The 25,176-nt window shown below is 72.8% G+C and carries 18 protein-coding genes and 1 pseudogene; 6 read left to right on the plus strand and 13 right to left on the minus strand.

All coding sequences use genetic code 11. The annotated features are described in order from the left end of the window. Positions 1–22: 22 nt before the first annotated feature. The 4 genes from QSK20_RS16610 to QSK20_RS16625 form a co-directional block, all read right to left on the minus strand. Positions 23–991 carry a peptidoglycan-binding protein gene (locus QSK20_RS16610; protein ID WP_285789486.1) on the minus strand — a complete coding sequence of 323 codons (969 nt, stop codon included), beginning with the start codon at positions 989–991 and terminating at the stop codon, positions 23–25. A 190-nt stretch (positions 992–1,181) separates the two neighbouring features. Next, positions 1,182–4,457: a lamin tail domain-containing protein gene (locus QSK20_RS16615; protein ID WP_285789487.1), complete on the minus strand. Its 3,276-nt coding sequence runs from the start codon at positions 4,455–4,457 to the stop codon at positions 1,182–1,184. Between the two features lie 95 nt (positions 4,458–4,552). Beyond that, positions 4,553–5,572 (minus strand): GNAT family N-acetyltransferase, encoded by a 1,020-nt coding sequence (locus QSK20_RS16620; RefSeq protein ID WP_285789548.1) that lies wholly within the window; start codon positions 5,570–5,572, stop codon positions 4,553–4,555. Positions 5,573–5,642: 70 nt separating this feature from the next. After that, positions 5,643–7,199: a lytic transglycosylase domain-containing protein gene (locus QSK20_RS16625; protein ID WP_285789488.1), complete on the minus strand. Its 1,557-nt coding sequence runs from the start codon at positions 7,197–7,199 to the stop codon at positions 5,643–5,645. Positions 7,200–7,256: 57 nt separating this feature from the next. Here QSK20_RS16625 and QSK20_RS16630 point away from each other — a divergent pair, with 57 nt between their 5' ends. Next, on the plus strand, positions 7,257–7,478 hold the full coding sequence (locus QSK20_RS16630; RefSeq protein ID WP_285789489.1) for an FmdB family zinc ribbon protein: 222 nt from the start codon (positions 7,257–7,259) through the stop codon (positions 7,476–7,478). Between the two features lie 125 nt (positions 7,479–7,603). After that, on the plus strand, positions 7,604–10,348 hold the full coding sequence (locus QSK20_RS16635; protein WP_285789490.1) for an ATP-binding protein: 2,745 nt from the start codon (positions 7,604–7,606) through the stop codon (positions 10,346–10,348). Between the two features lie 12 nt (positions 10,349–10,360). Here QSK20_RS16635 and QSK20_RS16640 read toward each other — a convergent pair whose 3' ends face one another. Both QSK20_RS16640 and QSK20_RS16645 read right to left on the minus strand, forming a co-directional pair. Then, positions 10,361–10,897 carry a phospholipase gene (locus QSK20_RS16640; RefSeq protein ID WP_285789491.1) on the minus strand — a complete coding sequence of 179 codons (537 nt, stop codon included), beginning with the start codon at positions 10,895–10,897 and terminating at the stop codon, positions 10,361–10,363. 187 nt (positions 10,898–11,084) lie between these two features. Beyond that, complete coding sequence (locus QSK20_RS16645) at positions 11,085–12,746, minus strand: glycoside hydrolase family 10-like protein (RefSeq protein WP_285789492.1); 1,662 nt, start codon at positions 12,744–12,746, stop codon at positions 11,085–11,087. A 268-nt stretch (positions 12,747–13,014) separates the two neighbouring features. Here QSK20_RS16645 and QSK20_RS16650 point away from each other — a divergent pair, with 268 nt between their 5' ends. Next, positions 13,015–14,487, plus strand: coding sequence for an amino acid permease (locus tag QSK20_RS16650; protein WP_285789493.1), 1,473 nt, complete (start codon positions 13,015–13,017; stop codon positions 14,485–14,487). A gap of 77 nt (positions 14,488–14,564) precedes the next feature. Here the strand turns inward: QSK20_RS16650 and QSK20_RS16655 are convergent, their stop codons facing one another. The 5 genes from QSK20_RS16655 to arfA all read right to left on the minus strand — a co-directional run bounded on the left by QSK20_RS16655 (position 14,565) and on the right by arfA (position 20,373). After that, entirely contained in the window at positions 14,565–15,587 is a 1,023-nt protein-coding gene (locus tag QSK20_RS16655) for a glycoside hydrolase family 43 protein (RefSeq protein WP_285789494.1), read from the minus strand. Next, positions 15,584–16,408: a carbohydrate ABC transporter permease gene (locus QSK20_RS16660; protein WP_285789495.1), complete on the minus strand. Its 825-nt coding sequence runs from the start codon at positions 16,406–16,408 to the stop codon at positions 15,584–15,586. The genes QSK20_RS16655 and QSK20_RS16660 overlap by 4 nt, the downstream gene beginning before the upstream one ends. A gap of 11 nt (positions 16,409–16,419) precedes the next feature. Then, positions 16,420–17,310, minus strand: a complete 891-nt coding sequence (locus QSK20_RS16665) for a carbohydrate ABC transporter permease (RefSeq protein ID WP_285789496.1) — start codon at positions 17,308–17,310, stop codon at positions 16,420–16,422. 79 nt (positions 17,311–17,389) lie between these two features. Further along, on the minus strand, positions 17,390–18,718 hold the full coding sequence (locus QSK20_RS16670; protein WP_285789497.1) for an ABC transporter substrate-binding protein: 1,329 nt from the start codon (positions 18,716–18,718) through the stop codon (positions 17,390–17,392). A 143-nt stretch (positions 18,719–18,861) separates the two neighbouring features. Continuing rightward, positions 18,862–20,373, minus strand: a complete 1,512-nt coding sequence (gene arfA / locus QSK20_RS16675) for an arabinosylfuranosidase ArfA (protein ID WP_285789498.1) — start codon at positions 20,371–20,373, stop codon at positions 18,862–18,864. A gap of 161 nt (positions 20,374–20,534) precedes the next feature. Between arfA and QSK20_RS16680 the strand changes: the two genes are divergently transcribed. The 3 genes from QSK20_RS16680 to QSK20_RS16690 all read left to right on the plus strand — a co-directional run bounded on the left by QSK20_RS16680 (position 20,535) and on the right by QSK20_RS16690 (position 23,814). Further along, entirely contained in the window at positions 20,535–21,542 is a 1,008-nt protein-coding gene (locus QSK20_RS16680) for a LacI family DNA-binding transcriptional regulator (RefSeq protein ID WP_285789499.1), read from the plus strand. A 266-nt stretch (positions 21,543–21,808) separates the two neighbouring features. Continuing rightward, positions 21,809–22,264, plus strand: coding sequence for a hypothetical protein (locus QSK20_RS16685; RefSeq protein ID WP_285789500.1), 456 nt, complete (start codon positions 21,809–21,811; stop codon positions 22,262–22,264). A gap of 44 nt (positions 22,265–22,308) precedes the next feature. Next, entirely contained in the window at positions 22,309–23,814 is a 1,506-nt protein-coding gene (locus tag QSK20_RS16690) for a hypothetical protein (protein WP_285789501.1), read from the plus strand. Between the two features lie 152 nt (positions 23,815–23,966). Here the strand turns inward: QSK20_RS16690 and QSK20_RS16695 are convergent, their stop codons facing one another. Continuing rightward, the gene (locus tag QSK20_RS16695) at positions 23,967–24,692 is read right to left on the minus strand and encodes a methyltransferase domain-containing protein (RefSeq protein ID WP_285789502.1); all 726 of its coding nucleotides are present in this window, start codon (positions 24,690–24,692) and stop codon (positions 23,967–23,969) included. Positions 24,693–24,897: 205 nt separating this feature from the next. Then, positions 24,898–25,143, minus strand: a pseudogene (locus tag QSK20_RS16700) (hypothetical protein); the annotation flags it as partial. Positions 25,144–25,176: the final 33 nt, after the last annotated feature.

Raw genomic sequence — 25,176 nt, forward strand, 5'->3', positions numbered from 1 at the left:
CGCATCCTGTGTCGACGACCGGTCAGATGAGGGTGCTCCAGGTGACCGGTCCGACCAGCCCGTCCACCACGAGGCCACGGGAACTCTGGAAGTTGCGGACGGCGGTGGTGGTCTGGGCGCCGAAGGCACCGTCCACGACGACGCTCGCGCCCCGGGCGTTGAGCGCCGTCTGGAGGCCCCGGACCAGGTCCCCGGAGTTGCCCTGCTGCAACGGCAGGATCAGCGCGGTCCAGGTGATCGGACCGACCAGACCGTCGACGTAGAGCCCCTTGCTGCTCTGGAACGTCCGGACCGAGGAGGCGGTCCCCGGGCCGAAGTAGCCGTCGACCACGGTGGAGACACCTCGTCCGCGCAGCAGGTACTGGATCACCCGGGCCGTCCAGGAGGTGGTGCCCTGCGACACGCTCGGCCAGCCGGTGGTGCCCACCGGCGCGGTCGAGCCCAGGCTGATGCCCCGGTTCGCGAGGAACGTCCGGGGGTCCGTCGAGGTCAGTCGGGGCCGGTGGATCTCGAAGTGCAGGTGCGGCCCGGTGGAGTTGCCGGTGGTGCCCATCAGTCCGATGAGTTGGCCGCAGCTGACCCGCTGGCCGTCGCTGACCAGCACCCGGTGCAGGTGGCCGTAGTAGGAGAAGTAGCTGTCGGCGTGGTCGATGTGGACGCTGTTGCCGGTGCGGCCCGGCAGCGGCCCGCTGGTCGGGTCGCCGGGGTACGAGCCGGTCCGGATGTCGCGCACGGTGCCGGCCGCGACGGCGTAGACCGGGGTGCCCTGGCTGTTGGCGACGTCCCACCCCAGGTGGCCCGGCCGGGACGGGGTCTTGTAGCCGGAGGTGAGGGTGCCGAGCGTGGGGTTGCTCCATCCGGAGACCGCCGCGCTCGCCGCCGTCGGCAGGCCGACGGCCCCGATGCCGATCCCGACGCCCAGCGCCGCGAAGACGGTGCGACGGCTGACGGTCAGCCCGGACATCCCGACGGGATGATCGTTCTCACACATGGCCCATCCTTGGTTCGTGCGGTCCGGCCGGGCCGGAGCGGCAACCGGTGGGACAGATCGTAGATCATGAATGTCAATCTTGGCGATGGCCAGCGCGGAAACCGCTCACGACCTGCCGCCCGGCACGGCGACGGCCCGCCGCCCGGGCGTTTCCACCCGGGCGACGGGCCGTGGTCGGGCCGTTAGGCGGTCAGTCGTCGTCGACGACCGTGGCGAACGCGATCGGGTCGGCCAGCAGCAGGCCCGGAACCCCGGTCACCACCAGAGCGAACTTCTCGTCCGCTTCCCGCTTGCGGTCACCCCGCACGTCCACCGGGAACGCGACCGAGGTCTGCCCGGCGGCGAGCGTCCGGCAGCCGGCGTACGACCGGAAGTCCTGCCCGGACCGGGCGGTCACGCCGAGCGTGCCGGCGCAGACCAGCACCGGGTGGGACAGCGGCCGGGACACCGTGACGGTGAAGGTGGCCGGGGTGTCCCCCCGGTCGCCCTCGACCACCCGGACGTCCGACACGCTCAACGACGCGCGGGAGGAGAACCGGGCCACCTGCGGGTCGTGGTCGCTGGAACCGCGCGACCCGTCCCCGGCGTACTCGGCCGGCCAGTCGGCGTTGATGTGCGCCGCCCGCACCTGGACCAGGTCGGCGTGCAGCGCCTCGTTGACGAAGAGGTGGTCGAGCGTCTGCGCGTGCCCCTCGAAGCTGTACGAGTACGCCGACGACGGCACCTCGGCGGCCAGGTCGTCCCAGAGGTTGCGCAGACCCGCCTGGTACAGCGGACCGAGCTGGTCCGACGGGGTCGGGTTCGCGCCGGTCGCGATCGGGTCGTCCGGGCGGGGGAAGACGTTCAGGTCGCCGCCGAAGACCACGCGGGCGTGCGGGTCGGACGCCTCGATCGCGGTGACGATCGCCGCGCCGTACCGGGCCTGCTCGGTGCGCTGCCCGACGCGGCTGTCCGGGCCGGACGAGTAGTGGTTGCTCAGCGCCCACAGGGTGTACGAATCGGCCCCGCCCGGAGTGGCCCGGACGGTGAACTTCGCGAGCTGCGGAGCCCGGGTGAACACGTTGTCGCCGTCCTTGCCGGTGGAGGTGTCCACGTCCGGCGGGAGCAGCGCGTTCAGCGTCTTCGGGTTCTGCACGTCCGCGTTGGACGGCAGCCCCGCCGCCCGGTACACGACCGTGGGGGAGGAGCCGAGCAGCGGGTCGGCGGCGGTCGCCCCGGCCAGCGAGAGCCGGTCGGTGCGGAAGAGGAACCCGGAGGTGATGCCCCGGGCGTCCGCGCCGGTGCGGTCGTACGCGGCGGCGTAGGCCGGGCCACCGGCGGCGGCGACGGCCAGCGCCAGCTCCTGGAGGGTGTCCGGCGCGCCGTCGGCGTCGTCGGTGTCGCCGCAGACCAGCGCACCCCCGGAGACCGTGCAGATGTCCTGGTCCTCGGCCTCCTGCACCAGGATCAGGTCCGGCGCGTGCAGGTCGGTGACGATCTGGTCGGCGAGGTTGCCGAGCTGCTCCCGGTAGTCGGCCTCGCTCGCCGGGACGTAGTCGAACGGCGGCCGGACGCCGGGGCAACCGGCGTTGCCGGTGAAGTCACAGCCGTCGAAGGGGTCGTCCCGGTGGTCGTAGAGGTTCTCCACGTTGTACGTGGCGACCGCGATCTCCTTCGACCGGTCGGCCGGGCGCGGCGGGGCGTTGCGCGACGGGTCGGCACCGGGGGCGAAGGCGGCCTGCTCGACCTGCACGCCGTACTTCTCGAAGGAGTAGTAGAGCGCGCCGTACGCGTCCTGCGTCAGGGTGTCGAAGGTCTTCGCCGGCGGCAGCAGAGCGGTGCTGTCCCCGGCGGTGGCCTTGACGCCCATGCTGCCCAGCATGATCCGCTGGCCGTTGCCGTCGTCGAAGACGCGGGTCGGGTCGTTGTCCAGCGGGTGCGCGTCCCGGAACACCCGGCGGGCGTACGGGTCGGCCCGGTCCAGCAGCGGGTCGTCCCGGTCGACCAGCCAGGTCTCCGCGTCGGCGGTGGACGCGAAGACCGCCCGCCCGCTCACCGCGCCGCTGCCGGCGCGGACCCGCAGCCGGGCCCCCTCGTGCCGCTCCCAGAACCGCTGCGCGGCGGCCAGGTCGGCCGGCGGCACCGCGTCGGTGACCGTGACGACGGTGTTCACGTCCAGCCCGGAGGCGATCTTCCGGACCAGCGACGCCGAGGAGAGCTGGGTCATGTTGAAGTACTCGGACACCCGGGCCCGGAGCACCACCTCGTCGCCGACGGTCGGCACGTAGCCGCCGATCAGCGAGGTGAAGTTGCCCATGAAGACGAAGATGCCGTCCGAGCTGGTCGGGTCACCGTCGGTGGCGTCGGCCCGGCTCTGGAGGAAGAAGCCGTGCTGGTCGGCCCCGGCCGAGGTCCGCGCCAGGGTGCGCTGGGTGACCACGCCCCGGACGTCGTACAGGGCGCTGCTGGTGCCGTTGCCGGACGGCGGGGCGAGCGGGGACCGGTCGGCCGGGCCGGACTCGGTGTCGGTGGTCGGCCCCTGCACCTCGCCGACGGTCAGCTCGCGGGTCACCGTCACGGCCAGCGCGCAGGTCGCGGTGCCGCCGTCCGCGTCGGTCGCGGTCAGGGTGACCGTGTACGCACCGGCGGCCAGGTCGGCGCTGGCGCTCACGGTGGCGCGGGCGGTACCGCCCACCGTGTCGGCGGCGGTGAACGCGGTCCGGCCGATCGTGCCGGCGGTCGGGGTCGGGGCGACCGCGCTGACCGCCAGGTCGACGATCCGGTCGTCGGCGTCGGTCGCGGTGACCTCCCGGGTCGCCGCCGTGCCGGCCGGGGTGACCAGGGACGGGCCACAGGTCAGCACGGCCGGCTGGTCGACCGGGCCGCCACCGTCGACGGTGTGCGTGCCGAGCCCGTCGAACGTGTCGGTGGCGAAGCCGGCCCAACCGGCGGCCGGGTCGAAGGCGTCCGACGGATCGGTGTCCCCGGCGGTCACCGTGGGCAGCCGGCGCAGGGTGTTGTTCTCGGTGCTGGTGAGGCCGCTGCCCCACTCGGTGCCCGGGTCGACGCCGACCTGACCGATCGAGTCGAGCACGGTCGTGCCCCGGCGGAGCACGATCGCGTCGTCGCCGTTGTAGAGGCTCGCGCCGGTGGTCTGGTCGGCCTGGGCGAGGATCGCCGCGCCGGCCGAGGAACTGGCGAGGACGAAGACGTCCCCGGCGGCGACCGTGCCGGTCAACGCCAGGTTGGTCGGCGTGGTCGAGCCGTTGAAGTACAGCTGGAGCTGGTAGCCGCCGGCGGCCAGGTCGACGGCGGCACCGGTGCCGTTGAACAGCTCGATCGCCTTGTTGTTCGACGAGCCCTCGACGTACTCCGAGATGAACAGGTCGGTGGGCGCGGCGCTGGCCGCGAGGGGTGCGACGCCGACGGCCGTGGCGGTCACGGCGGTGACGGTCGCGAGCGCGGCGAGGATGCGGCGCGGGCGCATAGGGCCTCCACGAAGGATGTACGGGAACCACCGCACGGTAGGCGTCGATGCGGTACGACGTCCATCCCCCACGGGACGGGCCGGTGAACAACCGGTCAGCGGGTCCGTGCGTCCAACCGGTGCACCAGTTCCGCCACGTCGGCACCGTACTCGCACCACTGGCGGTCGGGCCGGTAGCCCAGCTCGGCGTTGACCGCCAGCATGGCCTCGTTGGCCAGGGCGTTCCAGGTCTGCACCTCGGTCAGCTCCGGCTCGGCGGCACGCAGTTCCAGCAGCATCCGGGCCTTGATCGCCCGGTCGATGCCGTAGCCCCGGTGCTCCGGCACGACGATGGTGTCGTACTGGTCGGCCCGGGTGGGATGCTGCGCCGGCACGACCACCTCGGTCAGCCCGGCGACCTCGCCGGTGCGCTCGTGGATGGCGAAGACGATGTACGGCTTCATGCCCCGCCGGTGCAGGCAGTCCAGGCTGTCCCGGAGCCGCTGCGGGTCGTAGGAGCTGGGTCGCAGCTCGCCGTCGCCGATGTCGCGCGAGTCGGCCTTGGCCCGGGCGTACGACTCGATCAGGTCGTCCGGCGGCCCGCCCGGGCAGAACTCGATCCGGTAACCGGTGCCGATGCCGGTGGCCATCGCGCCCACCGCCGTCCAGTCCACCGTGGCGAGCCGGAGCACGCTGCGGGTCTCCACGTAGTCCCGACCGAAGCCGAGCGCCTCGAAGAACGCCATGGCCGGTGTCCCGCCGACCACCTCGACCCCGACCGACTGGAAGCCCTCCTGGTACGTGCGGCGGGCGGCCAGCCGGACCAGGGTGCGACCGAGGCCGGTACGCCGTGCGTCCGGGTGCACCAGCACCTCCAGCACGCCGATGTCGCCGAGCAGGAGCACCTGCACGTGGCCGAGGATCGCCCCGGGCGGGCCGTCGACGGCCGCCTCCGCCTGCGCCACCCAGGAGATCCGCCGCTCACCGGGCATCACCTCGGAGAGGTACTCCCGCAGCGAGGTCTCCCGCCAGGGCGGATCGTCGGGCAGGTCGGCCGCCAGGACCGCGTTCAGCGTCGCCAGCAGGGACGCCATCTCGGCGGACGACGCGGTCCGGGGATCCCACTCGCGCACCATCACGCGTACAGCTTGCCGGCAACGGCAGCCCGGGGGAAGTATCCAGAACGTCCGGGATGGATGCGTCGGCTCAGCCGCGACTCTTCTGACCGTACTCGTTGGCCTTGTCGAACACGTCCTGGGCGTACTGCCGGACGTCGTTGTAGGACAGGATCGCCCCCCACCAGTCACCGGGAACGGTCATCTTCCGGCCGCCCTTGCAGAGGTAGTTTCCGGCGGCGAGCGCGGCGTCGTCCAGGTCGTGGGGATTCTTCACGCCGTCGTTGTCCGCGTCCGCGCCGATCTCCTCCCAGGTGGTCGGGATGAACTGCATCGGGCCGACCGCCCGGTCGTAGACGAGGTCCCGGTCGAGGCGGCCCCGGTCGGTGTCGAGGATCCGCATGCGGTTGCCGTTGCCGTCGAGCGGCAGACCGATGATCTCCGGCAGCGCCTGCCCGTCCGGCAGCAGCTTCGCGCCGTTGGCCGAGCCGTGCCCCGACTCCACGTGCCCGATCGCGGCGAGCGTGGTCCAGCTCAGCGCGCAGTTGGGCGTGGTCTGGGCGAGTACCAGCTCGGCGTAGCCGTACGCCTGCATGGCCACCTGCGGGACACCGACCTTCTCGCCGGTGACCCGGGCCCAGTCAGCGAGCACGTCGGCCGGGCGGCCGGTCGGCAGCGGGGCGACGCCGCCGGGGGTGACCCCGCCCGGCAGCGGTGTCCCGGGCGGCACGACCCCGCCGGGGAAGGTGGGCACGGTGGACGGTCCGCCGGACGCGTCGGGGCCGTCGCTCCCGGCCACCGGGCGCGGCGCGGGGGCGGTCGCCGGCACCAGCAGCGCACCGGCCGCCGCCGTGGCGGAGACCAGGGCGAGCAGGAAGATCCCGGAGAGGGCGAACCGGCCGGCGGGACGTTTCGACCAGGCCCGGGTCGCCCGGACCGCGCCGGCCGCGGCCCGCCGGGGTGGCAGGCGTACGGCGTGCGCGAACGGCACCCGGTAGCGGCGTCGCGCGGCCCGGCCCGACCCGTCCTTCGGGTCGGCCTCAGCCTTCGAAGTGGAGTCAGCCTCCGGGTCGGCCTCAGCCTTCTTGTCGTCCCCAGTTCCCGGCTCCGAGCCGGCCTTCGTGTCCGAGCCGGCCTTCGTGTCCGAGCCGGCCTTCGTGTCCGAGCCGGCCTTCGTGTCCGAGCCGGTTCCGGCGTCGGGTCCGGGGCTGGCCGCCGGGGCCGACGCCGTCCCGGGGGCGTGCGCCGGGTCCGGGCTGCTTCCCGGGCCGGGTTCGCTGGCGGCCGGTCCGGTGGTCGTCGGCTCGGCGGTCGCCGCCGGGGCGGCTGCGGTGCCGCCGGACGTGCCCTCCGACGGGGCACCGGGTCCGGCCGGCGGGTCTTCGGCGCGGGTGGCGTCGTCCGCCGGGGCGGCGGTGGTCGCGGCGGGAGCGGTTTCGGCCGGTGCGACGGCGGCTGGCGGGGAGTCGGCCGGTGCCGGGCCACTCGACCGGAGCGTCTCCGGCGGCACGGGCGTCCGGGGCTTCGGCACCGCATCGGCGGTGCGCGGCGCCGACTCCGGGGCGGCGCCCGATGTGGCGAGCGGCCCGTCGGGCGGCGCGGCCGGACGCAGGGGCCGACTCCGAACGCTGTCCTCTCCGTCCACCACCCGTCGAGTATTACCCATGTCAGCGCCGACGTCAGGACCGGTCGTACCCTTGTTGCCATGCCCCGGTACGAGTTCCGCTGCCGCGCCTGTGGCGCCACCTTCGAGGTCAGCCGGCCGATGGCGCAGGCCGGTGCGCCGGCCTCCTGCCCGCAGGGCCACGCCGACACCGTCAAGCTCCTCTCCACGGTCGCGGTGACCGGCCGGGGTGGTGCCGGGCCGGTCGGCGGAGGCTCCGCCCCGTCCGGCGGTGGCTGCTGCGGCGGCGGTTGCGGCTGCTGATTCCCGCGCCCCCGTCAGCCGGTTGCGGTACCTTGCGGTCGAATCCGTCCGGCCGTTCTCACGATGCGTGACGGTCTCGACATAAGGCAGCATGGCCGGCGACGTCAGGGGCGGAGGTTCCACGCATGTCGCCACGGATCCGCCTCCCGAGCGGGTGGGTGACCTTCCTGTTCACCGACATCGAGGGCTCGACCCGCCTGGCCCGGATGCTCGGTGCCGGTTACCGGCCGGTGCTGCACGAACACCGTCGCCTGCTGCGGCACACCCTGGTCGCGGCCGACGGCGCGGAGCTGCTCACCGAGGGTGACTCGTTCTTCATCGCCTTCGCCGACGCCGCCGCCGCGGTAGCCGCGTGCCTGGCCGCGCAGCGGGCGCTGGCCGGTCACGACTGGCCCACCCCGGAGGCGGCCCCCCGGGTCCGGATGGGGTTGCACACCGGTTACGCGGAACCGCGCGACGGCGAGTACGCCAGCCCGGAGGTGCACCGGGCGGCCCGGATCGCCGCCGCCGCCCACGGTGGACAGGTGCTCTGTTCGGCGTCGACGGTGCGGCACGCCGAGCCGCTGCCGGCCGGTGCTTCCCTGCTCGACCTCGGGCTGTACCGGCTGCGTGGCTTCGACGACCGGGAACGGCTCTTCCAGGTCCTCGCCCCCGGACTGGAGCGGGAGTTCCCGCGCCCGCGTACCGCCGACGCGCCGCCGCACAACCTGCCCACCCGGGTCACCTCGTTCGTCGGGCGGGAGGCGGAGCGCGCCGAGCTGCGGCGGCTGGTGGCAGGCCACCGGCTGGTCACCGTCGTCGGCGCGGGTGGCGCGGGCAAGACCCGGCTCGCCGTGGAGGTGTGCGCCGGGCTGGTCGAGGCGTACCCGGACGGGGTGTGGTTCGTCGACGTCGCCACGGTCACCGACCCGGGGCTCGTGCCGTTCGCGGTCGCCGCCGCCTTCGGTCTGCGGCCGGAGCCGGGCCGCCCGGTCATGGACACCCTCGTCGAGTACGCGGCCACCCGCCGCACGCTGGTCGTGCTGGACACCTGCGACGCCCAGCCGGCCGCCATCGCCGAGGTGATCTCGCGGCTGCTGACCGGCGCGCGGGACGTGCGGGTGCTCGCCACCAGTCGGGAGTCGTTCAACCTCCCCGGCGAGGTGGTGTGGCGGATCCCGCCGCTGTCGATCGACCCGGCGCCGGGCGGTGGGGAGAGTGACGCCGTCGCCCTGTTGCTGGACCGGACCACCGCCGCCCGGGGTGGTCGGCGGCCCGGCTCGGCCGAGGCCGCCGACCTGCGTCGGGTGGTGCACCGGCTGGACGGTCTCCCGCTCGCCATCGAGCTGGCCGCGGCCCGGCTGCGGGTGCTCTCGGCGGGGCAGCTCGCCGAACGCCTGGCCGACGTGCTCGGTGCGCTGGACGCCGGACGGGACGAGCCGGACGCTCCCCGGCCCTGGTCGGGTGCGCAGGAGGACACCGTGGAGCTGCGGACCGCCGGTGAGCTGCCCGGGGACGGCACCCGGTCGACGGTCGAACGGCACGCCACCATGCAGGCCACCGTCACCTGGTCGTACCGGACGCTCGGCCCCCGGTCGGCCCGGTTGCTGCGCTGGCTGGCGGTCTTCGCCGGGCCGGTCGATCTGGCGGCGGTGGAGTGGCTGCTCGACGGGGACCCGCTCGGTTCCCTCTCGGTGCTGGTGGACAAGTCGATGATCCTGGCCGAGCCGAGCGCGTCGGGCTGCACGTACCGGATGCTCGACCCGATCCGGGCGTACGCGGCCCGCCGGCTGGCGGCGGCCGGCGAGGAGCAGGTCGCCCGGGACCGGCACGTGGCCTGGTCGCAGCACGTGCTGCGGCGGGCGTACCTCGGCCCGGACGGGCAGCCGGTGACCCTGTCGCTGTACTCGCTCGACCCGCTCGCCGGTGAGCTGCGGGCCGCGCTGCGCTGGTCCACCACGGGGGGACGGGCCCGGGACGGGCTGCTCCTCGCCGGTGGCCTGGACCTGTGGTGGCGGGAGCGGGGGCTGGCCCGGGAGGGACGGCTCTGGCTGTTCCGGCTCTACGGGCGGATCGCCGAGACCGGTGAGCGGATCCCCGAGGCGGAGCTGGCGGCGGCGTACCACATGCACTCGCTGCACGCCGGGGCGGACGGCGAGTTCGCCGAGGAGCTGCGCTTCGCCCAGCGGGCCGAGGCGGCGGCGCGGCAGGCCGGGGACGCCGGCCTGCTGGCCCGGGTGCTCGCCGGTCGGGCCGCGCCCCTGGTCGACATGGGGCAGTTCGTCGAGGCGGAGCAGGTCTGCCGTGAGGTCATCGCCTGGGCGCGGGAACGGGGGGTGGCCGCCGACGGGCTGCTCGCGGTCTACAGCCTGGCCGAGCTGCTGTGGCGGCGCGGGGCGCTGGACGAGGCGGCGGAGCTGCTCGGCGCGGCCCGGTCGGTGGAGGCGACCCGGCCGGTGGAGCGGGGGCAGCGCTCGGTGGACATGCTGCTCGGCATGGTGGCGCTGGCCCGGCGGGACCTGGTCGCCGCGCACGAGCACCTCCAGGTGGCGCTCCGGTCCCGGATGAGCCACGGCTACCACGGTCGGGCCTGCGACACGGTCAACGCGCTCGCGGTGCGCTGTGCCGACGGGGGTGACCCGCTCACCGCCGCCCGGCTCTTCGGCGCGACCCAGGCGACCCGGGCCCGGATGCGGTTCACGCCGGGGCTGTTCGGGGCGTACTGGCTGCGGTGGCAGACCGAGGCCCGCCGGCGGCTGGGCGACGCCGCGTTCGACGCCGCCTACGCGGCCGGCGCGGAGTTGGGACTGGAGGAGGCGGCGGCGCTGGCCCTGGCCGTGGAGCACCCGGACCTGTCCCCCGCCTCCCCCCGGTTCACGTCGAGCTGGTGAGCCGGGCGCGGGTCAGCGCCGGGCGGCGGCCCGCTCGGCGTCGGCCTTCATCATGGCCGCCCGGTCCAGGTCGGCCTGGCTGACCACGACCGAGCCGAAGGCCCGGACCGCCTGGTAGTACGTCCAGGCCAGGCTGTAGCAGGCCGGCTGGACGACGCTGCTGTACTTGGTGCAGACGCGCTTGAGGTCCTCGTAGAAGGCGCTGTCGACGCGGGCCTTGTTGGCGCTGGTGAAGACGCCCATCGCCTTGTGGTTGCGGTACCCGAAGTCGTGCCGGTAGCAGGACAGGTTGAACGTGAACCCGAGCGGGTTGTCCGGGCTGGACGAGCAGTAGTCGGTCGACCAGTTGAACGCGTACGCCGACCAGGCGCCCTGGTTCAGGCGGGCCGAGTTCCAGGAGTTGTAGCTGCTGGCGCTGGTCTGGGTCCAGCTGTACATCACCGACAGCTTCTGGTCCCGGGTGACCGCGGCGGCCGGCGAGGCGACCCCGAGGAGGGTGAGCAGCGCGAACGCGCTGGCGGCGAGCAGGGTGGTGAGGCGACGGTGCATCGGATTTCTCCTCCGGGTGGGGGTGAGCGCCGGAATGGTGTCACCGGCGGGTTACCGGTTGGAGAACAGTTTTTATCGATCTTGGTGGATATTCGGTGTCGTCTTGCTGGAAATTGCCGCCATGCGTCGAAACCGACGAATGCCCCGGGGTGGACGGACCACCCCGGGGCATCCGGTGCCCGTCAGGTCAGCGCACGAAGCGCACCGGGCTGGCCGGGCTCTCGTTGTAGAGCCGGTCCAACGCGGTCACCAGGTAGGTGTAGGACTTACCCGCCTCGGCGGTGGGGTCCACCCAGGACTGCACCGCGCCCGGGGTCGCCCGCACGGTGTCGACCAGGTTCGTCGCGTCGGCTAGGTCGCAGCGACCGGGCAGCTGCCGGCCGTCCAGCCGGTAGATCGCGTACGAGGTCGCCTTCCCGAGCGGCCCGACGCCGTCCGCCGGCTGCCGCCAGGTCAGCGTCACCCCGTCGGCGGTCCGCTTCGCGCCGGTCACCACCGGGAAGAGCAGCGGCTTCGCCGCCAGGTGCGGCATGGTCGGCACCAGCGCCGGCTTCGAGTAGTGCTCCTGCGCGTAGATGTCGGTCGCGCCGAGCCGGTTGGCCCGCACCTGCACGGCCGAGAAGTGCACGTTGCCGAGCACCTCCGGGTACGACCGGTTGAGCGTCAGGTGGTCGGACAGCTCACGCGGGTTCATCCAGAACGAGCCGTACGCCGGGTCGCCGCTCTTGTAGTCGGCCTGGCCGATGTAGAGCTGCACCTTCGTGCCCTTCACCACGTCGGCCCACCACGGCACCAGCCGGGCGTAGTCGGCCGCCGGGTACTGCCCGATGTACCAGTAGAGCTGCGGCACGACGTAGTCGACCCACTCCTCCTTGATCCACTTGCGGGTGTCGGCGGAGATGATGTCGTACGACTGGCTGCCGGTGGTGTCCGAGCCGAGCGGGTCGACCGACTTGTTCCGCCAGATGCCGAACGGGCTGACCCCGAACTTCACCCACGGCTTCGCCGCCTTGACCTTCTCGCCCATCTCCTTGACCAGCAGGTTGATGTTGTCCCGCCGCCAGTCGGCCTTGTCGGCGATGCCCCGGTTGTGCTCGGCGAACGTCGCGTCGTCCGGCACCTGGTGGGTGCCGCTCGGGTACGGGTAGAAGTAGTCGTCGAAGTGCACGCCGTCGACGTCGTACCGCTCGACCGCGTCCATCATCGCGGTCTGCACGAACTCGCGGACCTCGGGGATGCCGGGGTTGTAGTAGAGCCGGCTGCCGGCGACCCCGGCCGGCGGGTACGCGAAGGTCCACTCCGGGTGCTGCCGGGCCGGGTGGTTCGGGGCGAGCTGGTTGATGTCCGCGCCCGCGCCGCCCGGGGCCGGCATCGAGACCCGGTACGGGTTGAACCAGGCGTGGAACTCCAGGTTCCGCTTGTGCGACTCGTCCACCAGGAAGGCCAGCGGGTCCCAGCCCGGGTCCTGCCCGCGCACCCCGGTCAGGTACTCCGACCAGGGCTCGTGCGGCGACGGCCAGAACGCGTCGGCGGTCGGCCGGATCTGGACCACCACCGCGTTGTGGTTGAGCCGCTCGGCGAGGTCGAGCCAGGCCAGGTACTCCGCCTTCTGGGTGGCGATCCGGTCCGGCGCGGTCCAGGAGGTCTTGGTGGGCCAGTCGATGTTGGTCACCGACGCGATCCACATCGCCCGGAACTGGCGCTTGGGGGTGGCCGGGTCGGTGGTGCAGTCGGCGGTGGCGATGGTGGTGGCGTCGGCGGCCGGAGCGGCCTGCGCGGGCGTCGCGGCGACGAGCGCGCCGAGCAGCGCGACGGCCAGCCCGGCGGCTCTGAGCCGAGGTGCCTTCATCAGGTGCGTCCCTTCGTTGGGGCTCGGCTGGCAGGGGGAGCGGACGGCAGCTTGTCGGCAAGATTCGTCGCCAGCAATACACCGTCAGAAGGAAATTTTCACAACCGGCCGCCCGGCGCAAGACCCCACCGGAGATCGGCCGCCGCCCGGGTCGCCGACTCGACCCGCCGTTACCGGGTTGGTACGCGACGTGGCGGTTCGCCCGCCGGGAGCCGGGGTAGCAGCAGCGGTCACCGGCCGCCACGGAGGTGGTCGCACGGTGGGAGGGGTGACTGCGGTGTCCGTGCTGCGTACCAAACCGATCAAGGACGTGATCGCCCAGAGCGAGGCGGACGGGGAGGACGGCGGACCCGGGCTCAAGCGCCGGCTCGGTGCCCGCGACCTCACCGGATTCGGCATCGGCATCGTCATCGGGACCGGCATCTTCACGCTCACCGGGCTGGAGGCCCGGGAACACGCCGGCCCCGGCGTGGTGGTCTCGTTCGCCATCGCCGGGCTGGTCGCCCTGCTCGCCGCGCTCTGCTACGCCGAACTGGCCTCCAGCATCCCGGCCGCCGGCAGCGCCTACACCTACGCGTACGCCACCATGGGCGAGATCGTCGCCTGGATCATCGGCTGGGACCTGCTGCTGGAGTTCGCCCTCGGCTCGGCGGTGGTCGCCCGGGGCTGGTCCGGCTACCTCGCCGAACTGTTCAACCTCCCGGCCACCTGGTTCGGCGAGGAGGGGAGCGTGGTCAACGTCGGGGCCATCGGCATCGTGCTGCTCCTCGGCGTGGTGGCCATCGTCGGCATCCGCGAGTCGGCCCGGGTCACCAACCTGCTCGTCCTCGTCAAGGTCGCCATCTGCGTCTTCGTGATCGTCGCCGGGGCGTTCTTCGTCAAGGCCGCCAACCTCACCCCGTTCATCCCGCCGGCCGAGGAGGCCGGAGCCGGCGAGACCGGCCTCCGGCAGCCGGTCACCCAGGCGATCTTCGGGATGGAACCCTCGGTCTTCGGCTTCGCCGGGGTGCTCACCGCCGCCGCGGTGGTCTTCTTCGCGTACACCGGCTTCGAGGCGGTGGCCAACCTGGGCGAGGAGACCAGGAACCCGCGGCGGGACCTGCCGCTCGGCCTGCTCGGCACGCTGCTGGTCGCCACCGTGCTCTACATCGGCGTCTCGCTGGTGGTGGTCGGCATGGTCCCGTACGACGAGATCGACCGGGGTGCCCCGATCGCGGCGGCCTTCGAGTCGGTCGGGGCCGGCTGGGCGGCGATCCTCGTCTCCATCGCCGCCGTCGCCGGTCTGACCAGCGTGATCCTGGTCCAGCTGGTGGCCATGGGACGGATCGGGTTCGCCGTCGCCCGGGACGGGCTGATCCCGCCCGCCGTGGCGAAGGTGCACCCCCGCTGGGGCACCCCGTACCGGATCACGGCGATGATGACCGTGCTGGTCGCGCTGCTCGCCGGCTTCCTGCCGCTGACCGCCCTGGCGGACCTGGTCAGCATCGGCGCGCTCTGTGCCTTCGTGCTCGTCTCGCTGGCGGTGCCGATCCTGCGCCGCACCCGGCCGGAGCTGGAGCGGCCGTTCACCGTGCCGTTCTCGCCGGTGCTGCCGGTCGTCTCGGCGCTGGCCTGCCTCTACCTCATGCTCAACCTGTCGGTGGAGACCTGGCTGCGCTTCCTGGCCTGGATGCTGCTCGGCTTCCTCATCTACCTCTTCTACGGCCGCCGCCGTAACCGCCTCGCCCAGCCCAAGCCGTAACCGCTGCTCCGGGTGCGGGGTGGTGCGGGGACCCCTCCTACCACGTCAGCCGGGCGGTGCGGCTACGCCCGGTGCGGCTACGGGCGGGGCTGGGCGGTGGCGGTGGGGCCCTTGACGACGGGGCGGCCGTCGCGCCAGACGACCTCGTCCAGCCAGGTCTGCCGGCCGGGGGCGACGGAACCCTCCTGTCCGGGCGGCCAGGCGTGGTAGAGCAGCCAGGTCCGGCCGTCGGACTCGACCATCGAGGCGTGGCCGGGGCCGGAGGCCGCCGCGTTGCTCCGCAGGATCGGGTTCTCCGGCGCCTTGACGCAGGGACCGGTCGGGCTCTCGCAGACCGCGTACCCCTCGGCGTACTCGGCCCGGTCGTAGGCGTTGGCGGCGAAGAAGAGGTGGAGCCTCCCGTCCCGCCGCCAGAAGAACGGCCCCTCGATCAGGTGCCCCTCCCATGGCTCGGTCTGCTTGAGCAGCTTCGTCGGCTCGCCGACCAGCTCCAGCCCGTCCTCGGAGAGGCGCTGCGACCAGAGCCAGGTGTCCTGGCCGACGGCGTTGCCGTCGTTCTTCCAGAGCAGCCAGAGGCTGCCGTCGGTGTCCCGGAACGGGCTGGCGTCGATCGCGCCGCCCAGTTCCGCCTGGCAGATCAGCGGCCCGGAGGACCCGTCCCGGTACGGGCCCTGCGGCGCGGCGGCGACCGCCCGCCCGACGCACTGCCGGCCGGAGGAGCGCCCGGCGACGGTGTAGTAGAGGACGAACCGGTCCGGGGCCAGTTCGATCGCCTCGGGAGCCCAGGTCTTCCCCGGGTCGGCCCAGCCCGGCAGCTCCGGCAGGGCGTCCCCGGCCGGCGTCCACTCCACCAGGTCGGGCGAGGTGTGCACGGGGACGTTGCGGCCGTCGCCGTTGGTGTGGAAGAGGTACCAGGTGTCGCCGACCCGGATCGCGTGCGGATCGGGGGAGTCGGTGGCGATGACCGGATTGGTGAACATGTCGGGTCCCGTGGTCGTGGCGGTCGATTCGTCGGTCGCGGGGCAGCCCGCGACGAGCAGCACGGCGGCGGTCAGCAGGGCCGCCGTCGCGTCGCGTCGCCGGCCGGGTCGCACGGTCATCCCTTCAGTCCGCTGCGGGACACGCCCTGGATGATGTGCCGCTGGGCCAGTACGAAGAGGATCAGCACCGGCACGCTGGCCAGCACCGCACCGGCCATGATCACCGGGTAGTCGGTGACGTACGCGCCCTGGAGCAGGCCCAGGCCCGCCGGCACGGTCAGCTTCTCCGGGCTGAACAGCACGTAGACCGGCCAGAGGAAGTCGTTCCAGTTGGTGAGGAACGACAACACCGCCAGGGTGGCCAGGGCCGGCTTCGACAGCGGCAGCAGCACCTTCGTGAAGACCTGCCAGTGGTTCGCGCCGTCCAGCACGGCCGCCTCCTCCAGTTCCGCCGGGATGGAGAGGAAGAACTGCCGCAGGAAGAACACCCCGAACGCGCTGGCCGCACCCGGCACCACCAGCACGGTGAGGGTGTCCAGCCAGTCGAGCCGCTCGACGATCACGAAGTTCGGGATGACCAGCGAGGTGGGCGGGATGAAGAGCGTCCCCACGATCAGCGCGAAGCTCACCGTACGACCCCGGAACCGCAGCCGGGCCAGGGCGTACGCGGCCATCGAGGCGGTCACCAGCACGAGCAGCGCGTGCAGCGTGGCGGCCAGCATGCTGTTGACGAACCAGCGCAGCACCGGGTTGGCCGTGTCGGTGAGGATCCGCTCGTAGCCGTACCCGGAGAGCGGGCTCGGCAGCCAGTCCGGCGGGATCTTCTGTGCGTCCCCGTAGGTCTTCAGCGAGGTGACGACCATCCAGAGCAACGGGGTGAGGAACACCAGGGCCAGGAGCACCAGGACGGTGTAGCGCCCGGTGCGGCGGAGTGTCGACACGTCTCGCCTCCTCAGTCTTCCCGGTACCGGAAGAACCGGAAGTTGACCATGCTGATCACGGCGAGGGCGAGCGCGAAGAGGATGCTCATCGCGGCGGCCCGACCCGCGTCGTTGTCCCGGAGCCCCTCGTCGACGATCCGCCAGACCACCGTCCGGGTCTGCTCGCCCGGCGCGCCCTGCGTGATCAGGAAGGACTGGCCGAAGACGTTGGCCGAGGCGAGGATCGTCGTGGTCAGCACGAAGAGCATGACCGGCCGCAGCCCGGGGAGCGTGACGTTGCGGAACCGGTCCCAGGCGCCGGCGCCGTCCATCTTCGCCGCCTCGTACAGCTCCGGCGGGATGTCCTGGAGACCGGCCAGGTAGATCACCGCGTTGAACCCGGAGGTCCACCAGACGGTCACCCCGACCAGGGAGACCCAGGCCCACGGCACGTCGGTCACCCAGGGCGTGTCCGACGGCAGCCCGACCGCGCCGAGCAGCCGGTTGACCAGGCCCAGGTTCGCGTCGAGCAGGAAACGCCAGAGCAGGCCGATCACCGCCACACCGAGCACGTACGGGGCGAAGTAGACCGCCCGGAAGAACGTCCGCCCGGGGAACTTCTCGTTGAGCAGCAGCGCCAACCCGAGCGGGACGACCACCAGCAGCGGCACCGAGAAGAGGGTGAAGATGCCGGTGGCCCGGACGCTGGACCACCAGTCCCCGTAGATCGCCGAGTCGCTGGAGAAGAGGTCCCGGTAGTTGTCCAGCCCGACGAAGGGCCGGTGGGGCAGCTGGAGGTCCCACTGGTGCAGGCTCAGCCAGAGCCCGAACACGATCGGGGCCAGCCCGAAGACCAGGAAGAGAACGAGGTACGGCGCGAGGAAGAGGTACGGGGTGCTGGCCCGCCCGCGTGGGTCCGTCACCTGGCGTCTCCGCCGTGCCGCCGGGGGCGGCGCGTCCCCACGCGCCGCCCCGACCGTGCCGATGCCGGCCACGACCGCCTCAGTTCCCGTACTTCTTGCGGTTGTCCGCCAGCTGCTTGTCGGCCTTGGCGACGCCGTCGTCCAGCGCCTGCTTCGGCGACTTCTTGCCGAGCACCGCCTCGTTGAACGAGGTGTAGAAGGTGGTCAGCACCTCGCCGACACCCGGCGCGGCCGGCGGGAAGGCCGCGTAGTCGATCTGCGGGGCGAGCGCGTTCACCTCGGTGAGCGCCGTGAAGCCGGAATCCTCGCGGACCGCCTTACGGGCCGGCACCTGGCCGCCGGCGGCCCAGTCCAGCGAGTGCTGGCTCAGCCAGTTGATGAAGACCTTCGCCCCGGCCACCTTGTTGGCGTTGGTGCTGCGTTGCTTGACGATGGTGAAGTTGTGGGAGTTGGCCCAGGCCGCCGGCTTGCTGCCGATCTGCGGCAGGGGCGCGACCCCCCACTGCACGTCGGGGCTCTTCTTCAGGTCGTTGACCTGCCAGATGCCGTTCCAGTTGAAGGCGTTCTTGCCGCCCTTGAACGCCAGGTAGTCGGCGTCCTGGCCGACGTTGGCCGGGGAGTGCCCCTGCTTGATCATGTCGACCAGCCAGGTGCACGCCTCGACCGCCGGGTCGGAGTTGAAGGTGGCCTTCGCGACGTCGGCGTCGAAGAGCGAGCCGCCCCACTGGTGCAGCAGCGAGTAGAAGGTCATGCCGCCGGTGAACTGGAACGGGCTGACCCAGAAGCCCTGCACGCCGGACTTCTTCAGCTCGGTGAGCGCCGCGGTGTAGTCGTCCCGCGTGGCCGGCGGCTTCTCCGGGTCGAGGCCCGCCTTCTGCATGAGGGCCTTGTTGTAGTAGAGGCCGAGCGGGTGCATGTCCAGCGGGATGCCGTACCGCTTGTCGTTGTAGAGGCCGCCCGCCCACACCGTCGGGGAGAAGTCGGCCTCGGTCAGCTCCAGCGCCTTGGCCACGTCGTCCAGCTCGGTGATGACGCCCCGGGCGGCGAAGGTGGCGAGCTGGTCCATGTGCATGACCGCGATGTCCGGCGCGGCACCTCCGGAGACCGCGCCGGGAAGCTTGCTGTAGTAGTCCTCCCACTGGTAGGTGGTGACCGCCACCGCGATGTTGCTGTGCTCGGCGTTGAACGTCTCCACGAGTTTCTTGAAGATCTCGCCGTCGCCGCCGGTGAAGCCGTTCCACAGCTTCAGGTCGACCTTCGGGCCGGTGTAGTCCTTGCCGCCGTTGCCCGTCGTGGTGGTGGGCTCCTCGTCGTCGCCACCGCAGCCGGTGAGGGCGAGCGTGGCCGCGGTGCCGAGCCCGACACCGAGGCTGAGCAGACGCCGTCGGCTCATCTCGTTGCGCATCATGCTGTTGTCTCCTTCGGGACGGGATCGCCGGGTCCGGCCGGGAGCCCGGCCCGGGTTCCGGTTCTGGTCCGGGTGCGGGTGCGGGTGGCGGAACGTGTCGAGGCCGGTGGCGGGGCTGGTCAGAGGGTAGGTGGTGGATCCGGTCAGGACCGGGTGACGAAGCGCAGCATGTTCCAGGAGACGGCGGGCAGACGTACGGTGCACCGGCCGCCGTCGACCCTGGGGGTGGTGCTCTCCCGGGGCGTGACCCGGTCGGGCTCGGCCTCGGTGTTGCTCGCCGTCGGGTCCGCCCCGGCGGCGAGGGTCAGGTGGGTCTGCCCGGTCGCCCCGGGCAGGCCGCGCAGGTCGAGGTCCACCGCGAGGTCCTCCTCGCCCCGGTTGACCGCGAAGACGGTCAGCTCGCCCCGCTCCTCGTCGTGCACCGCCACGGTGTCCAGCACCGGCACGTCGCCGTAGCGGGCGGTCGGGTAGGTGGGGGAGACCGGTTCGGTGCGCAGCACCGTGCCGCGGGCGTACCGGGCGGTCAGCGCGAACGGGTGGAAGATGCTCTGCCGCCAGGCCGGGCCACCGGTGCGGGTCCGGATCGGGGCGATCACGTTGGCGAGCTGCGCCTGGCAGGCCACACCGACCCGGTCGGCGTGCCGGAGCAGGGTGACCAGCAGGTCGCCGACGACCACCGCGTCGACCGCGGTGAAGGTGTCCTCGATCAGCGCCGGGGCCTCCACCCAACCGCGTCGGTCCAGGTCGGCCTGGAGACGGGACTGGTACCAGACGTTCCACTCGTCGAAGGAGACCTTGAGCTTGCGCGGGTGGCGCAGCTTGGCCGCCACGTGGTCGGCGGTGGCCACCACCTCGCGGATGAAGTTGTCCATGTCGACCGCCGAGGCCAGGATGCTGGCCCGGTCACCGTCGGACGGGTCGTAGTAGGTGTGCGCGGAGATGTAGTCGACGTGCTCGTAGGTGTGCTCCAGCACGGTCGCCTCCCAGGAGGCGAAGGTGGGCATCCCCCGGTTGGAGCTGCCGCAGGCGACCAGGCTGATCGAGGGGTCGACCAGCTTCATCGCGCGGGCGGTCTCGGCGGCCAGCCGGCCGTACTCGTCGGCGGTCTTGTGGCCGACCTGCCAGGGGCCGTCCAGCTCGTTGCCCAGGCACCAGAGCCGGATGCCGTACGGCTGCTCCGCGCCGTGCTTGCGGCGCAGGTCGGACCACGCGGTCCCGCCCGGGTGGTTGGTGTACTCCAGCAGGTCGCAGGCCTCCTGGACGCCACGGGTGCCGAGGTTGACCGCCATCATCGGCTCCACCCGGGCCCGTGCCGCCCACGTCATGAACTCGTCCAGGCCGAAGGCGTTGGTCTCGATGCTCTTCCAGGCCAGGTCGAGCCGGCGCGGCCGGTCGCCGGTCGGGCCGATGCCGTCCTCCCAGCGGTAGCCGGAGACGAAGTTGCCGCCGGGGTAGCGGACCACCGAGACGCCCAGCTCGCGGGTGAGCTCCAGGACGTCGGCGCGGAACCCGTCGGCGTCGGCCCCGGGGTGACCCGGCTCGAAGACGCCGCCGTAGACGCAGCGCCCCATGTGCTCGACGAACGATCCGAAGAGTCGGCGGTCGGCCGCGCCGATCGCGAAGGCGGGATCGATCGTCACCTGAGCGGTCCGCACGGCGGCCACCTTTCCTCGTCGCCTGACTTCCTGATCACCTGACTGCGGGCAGTGATCGTGGTCACTCGCCTGCCCGACTTTCTACAACGTTGTAGGCAACGTTGTAAAGGGCTGGTGGCACGGTAAAGTGCCCCGCATAACGGGGTCGGGAGGGTGGCGAGGTGCGGCACAGGCTCAAGGACGTGGCCGAGAAGGCCGGGGTGTCCGTGAAGACCGTATCGAACGTCGTCAACGGATACCAGCATGTCCGACCCGCCACCCGGGCGCGGGTCGAACAGGCGATCGCGGAGTTGAACTACCGGCCGAACCTCTCCGCCCGCAACCTGCGCAAGGGGCGTACCGGCGTGATCGCCCTCGCCGTGCCCGAGCTGGACATCCCGTACTTCGCCGAGCTGGCCCGGCACGTCGTGGTCGCCGCCGCCGAGCAGGGCTGGACGGTGCTGATCGACCAGACCGGCGGCAGCCGGGAACAGGAACGGGTGGCCGCCAGCGGCATCGGCGACCACCTCATCGACGGGCTGATCTTCAGCCCGCTGGCGCTCACCGCCGAGGACCTGACCGGCCTGGACGGCACCCCGATGGTGCTGCTCGGGGAACGGGTCGACCACGGGCCGGCGGACCACGTGATGATCGACAACGTGGCCGCCGCCCGGCAGATCACCGCCCATCTGGCCGGCCTCGGCCGCCGCCGGATCGCCGCCATCGGCGCGCAGCGCACCGCCGAGGGGGCCAGCGCCCGGCTGCGGCTCGCCGGCTACCGGGCCGCCCTCACCGACGCCGGCATCGGGTACGACGAACGCCTGGTCGCCCCCGCGCCGGTGTGGCACCGCGCGGACGGGGCCGCCGCCATGCGTGACCTGCTCGCCTCCGGGGTGCGCCCCGACGCGGTCTTCTGTTTCAACGACACGCTCGCCCTGGGCGCGCTGCGCGTCCTGCACGAGTACGGTCTACGGGCCCCCGAGGACGTCGCGGTCGCCGGCTTCGACGACATCGAGGACGGGCGGTTCTCCATCCCCACCCTGAGCACCATCGCGCCGGACAAGGAACGCATCGGCCGGCTCGCGGTGGAACTGCTGGTCGGTCGGATCTCCGGCGACCGGGACGCCCCGCCCCGGACCCTCACCGCGCCGTACCGTCTCGAACTCCGCGAGAGCACCCTCGGCCGCTGACCGCCTCCGCGAGAGCACCCTCGGCAGGTGCCTGCTCCGCGAGAGTGCCGTCGTCGGGTGATTGCAGGGGCCCCCTGTTACCGCTTTCTGCCGAGCAGGGGACCCCTGCACACACCCGACGCGGGTGCCGGCGCTCCGGCTGTGGTGTCCACATGCGACAGTCCTTAGTGGCACGACGGCGACACCGATCGGGGGATGGGCGCGGTGTCGTCCCGTCGCCATGATGTACGCGCGCGCCGCGCGCTGTCATGAGACCTGGGGGCGAGATGAGCACCGATCCGAGCTGGGGCGACTACCTGTCCACCGACACGTCCGTCGCGGACGCCGGCATCGACACGTTCGGCCCGACGACCGTCGAGCCGATCACGCCGGTGGTCGAGGCGGTGCTGCCCGAGCCGGTGCTGGACGTGGTCGACAGCGAGATCGCCGGGGCCGTGGCCGACCAGGGCTGGTCCGACTGGCACGCGGCCAGCGGCGACCAGTGGGCCGGGTCGGCGCAGGACTGGGTCGACTACGCCAACGAGAACCTGGCCGCCGGCAACCTCGCAGCCGCCGAGAGCGGGATGGCGTACGCCGCCGACCACGCCCACCTCGCCGACAACAACTACGACGTCTCCCTCGACTACTCCGCCCAGGCGGTCACCCACCTGGACACGGCGGTGGCGGAGGTCGCCCCCTACAACACGTACGACGCCGGCACGAGCTTCGACATCGCGGAATGAGCTGGGCGGCAGACGGCGGTCCCGGGTCGCGGCCCGACCCGGCCGTGACCGCCACCGAGGCGGGTCGGCTGCTGGCCGGCGCGGAACGCCGGATCGCCGCGCCGCCGAGCGTGGCCCGGCAGCACCTGCTCCGCGTTCTCCGGGACCTCTCCTTCGAGTTGCGCACCGAGCAGCTCAGCCTGCTGGAAGCGGTACGCGGCTCGAAGCTGGGTGGGGTCACCCTCTCTGCCGCCCGGGTGCCGGTCGCGCTGCGGATCGGCCTCGAAGCCGACGGCGACGGCTGTCGGGTCACCGTCCTGCTGGCCGACCGCTGGGCCGGCCGGGTGGGCCGGAACTGGGGCCTCACCTCGGCCTACGTGCAGCTGTTCGAGTCCGTTCTCGGTGCGGTCGACGGCGTGCTCGGCCGCCTCGACCCGGCCGCTGCCACCGCGTTCCCCGGTTGGTGGCGGCAGACCGGACCCGGTGACGTGGCGATCATGCAGAACGCGGCGAGCCTCGCCAACCGGGCTGGTGCGGTGCTCTCCCGGCACGCGTCCCGCCTGCTCGACGGGGACTCCCCGGCCCAGCGCCGGGCAGCGGTCAGCCGGTCCGGCACCGACACCTTCGCCTTCGAGACTCCGCAGACCGTCGCGGAGGTGCCGGCGGAGCTGGCCGACGGCATGCTGATGGTGGGCGCACTGATCGCCGACAGACCCGGGGACATGCCGCCGAACCTGGTGGCCCAGGTCCAGTCGTTGGTGTTCCGGGTCGAGGAACACCTCGCCTCGGTCGCACCGGGCTCGGCTCCGGCCGCCCGGTTCACCGTCGAGCCGGCGGACGTACCGGTGGTGACCTTCCTGCACCAGCAGGCCCGGCTCCGGGGCCTGCTGCCGGTGCGGAACCTGCGGACCTGCACCACCTGCCGGCTGGAGAAGGTGACCAATCCCGATCTGGAACGGTTGCAGGAGCGCACCCGGCGGACCCGGGACCTGGCCACCAGCCTCAGCGCGGTGGTCACCCCGTACGTGCTGGCCGGCCGGTTGGCGCAGCTCAACAACAAGGGGCCGGAATTCTCCTGCCCGCGCTGCCAGGGCATGGACGCCGACGAGACGGTGGTGACGTTCTGCCAGCGGTGCGGCGACCGGCGGGCCGAGACGGCACTTCGTACCTGCTCGAAGTGCCGGTTCGACTTCCGCAGCCTGGTCGCCGGGGACCGGGTCTGGCAGCCCTGCCAGACACCCCCGGTCATCCCGCCTCCGGTCACTGCGGCCCCGCCCCCCACACCCGCGCCTCTGCCCCCCGCACCCGCGCCTCCCGCACCCGCGCCTCCCGCACCCGCGCCTCCCGCACCCGCGCCTCCCGCGCCCGCGCCTCCCGCGCCTCTGCCTCCGCCGGAGCCGGTGCCTGCTCCGAGCTGGGGTACGACACCCCCGGCGTCCGTGCCCTCCATGCCCGCGCCGCCGATGCCCCTGCCGCCGGCATCCCCGCCTGCGGCGCCCGCCCCGGTGCCGTCGGCGAGCCGGCCGGTCGATCCCGAGGCGGAGGCCTGGCCCCGTCCTCCGGGCGGTTAGGTCGCCTCGATCGACTCCGGTTCGGCGATGTCGGGGTGTCCGCGGTCCTGGCCGCACCGACCTCGCCGGCACGGCGTCCCGCCTCGGGTGTCCACGGTCCTGGACGCACCGACCTCGCCGACCGGCGTCCCGCCTCGGACGCGCGTGACCTCTCAGTCGAAGAAGCGGGCCAGGTGGGACGGCTCGGGCCCCGGATCGTCGGCTGCCAGCGGCGTGAGGTCCGCGAAGATCGACGCGCCGTCGCAGCCGACGTGCAGCGGGTACCAGCGTGGCGTACCGGGTGGGCGCTGGCCGCAGATCCCCTTGATCGTCTGAACGTCGAGCAGCCGGACGTGGGTCGGGTCGGCGACCGCGTTCACGTGCCGCCACCAGGGGCTCATCACGTGCAGGACACCGCCCGGCCGGAGCACCCGGTGGGCCTCGTCCACCAGTGGCAGGAAGTCGACCAGGTGCTCCAGGATGTGCACCGCGAAGAGGACATCGACCGAGTCGTCGGCCAGCGGCAGCGACCCGGACAGGTCCGCCACCGCGTCCACGCCGGGAGCGGGGAGGATGTCCAGCCCGAGGTTGCCCGGGTACTGCTTGGTGCCACCGCAGCCCAGGTCGACGACGACCGGTGCCCGGCCGGCGACGGCCACCCGCGACCAGACCCCCAACACCCCGGCGAGCCGGCCGACCCGCTCCCGGACCAGGCGCAGGTCCGCCGCCGTGGGCACCTCGCCGGTCAGGTGGGCCACGCCCCGGTCGAACCCCACGTCGACCGCCAGGTCGCGCAGGCGGTCGTCGTGTCGGGCCTGGTCCGTCCACGCCCCGGTGAGAAAGACGTCGATCGCCCTCAGCCGGTCGGCCGAGGGCGGTGCCTGCGCCAGCGCGACCATGCGGGTCACCTCCCGCCGCCCGTTACCCGCATCCGCGCCCGGTATGCGCGAGGTTGCCGGAAGGGCGACGTGCGGAACCCGCGACGGGTGCGGGCGGGAGGTGGTGCCGTGGCCGGTTCACCGCCGGCCCGGGTCATCCGGTGATGCCGCGCCGCCCGCCCCGCCCGGCCCCGCGTACCCGCTGCCGGGGCGCGAGCTGCGTCTTCGGACGCTTGAGGTGGTACCGGTGCAGTTCGTGGTTGCCGGGCAGCGACGGGTCCTCGCTCATCGCCACCAACTCCCAACCCAGGTCGCCGGCCCGGTTCAGGTGGGACAGCGCGGTGTCGCCGTACGGCGTGACGTCGACCAGGGCGCCGTCCGGCCCGTACCAGTGGAAGGTGACCTCCCAGCCGATGCCGTCGCTGACCGCCTGCCGGCGGCGTACCAGCAGTGCGTACTCCCACCTCAGCATCAACCGATTGTGACCCGCCGATGGACGGTACGC

It is taken from the genome of Micromonospora sp. NBRC 101691 (genome assembly GCF_030269285.1).
GTDB lineage: Bacteria > Actinomycetota > Actinomycetes > Mycobacteriales > Micromonosporaceae > Micromonospora > Micromonospora echinospora.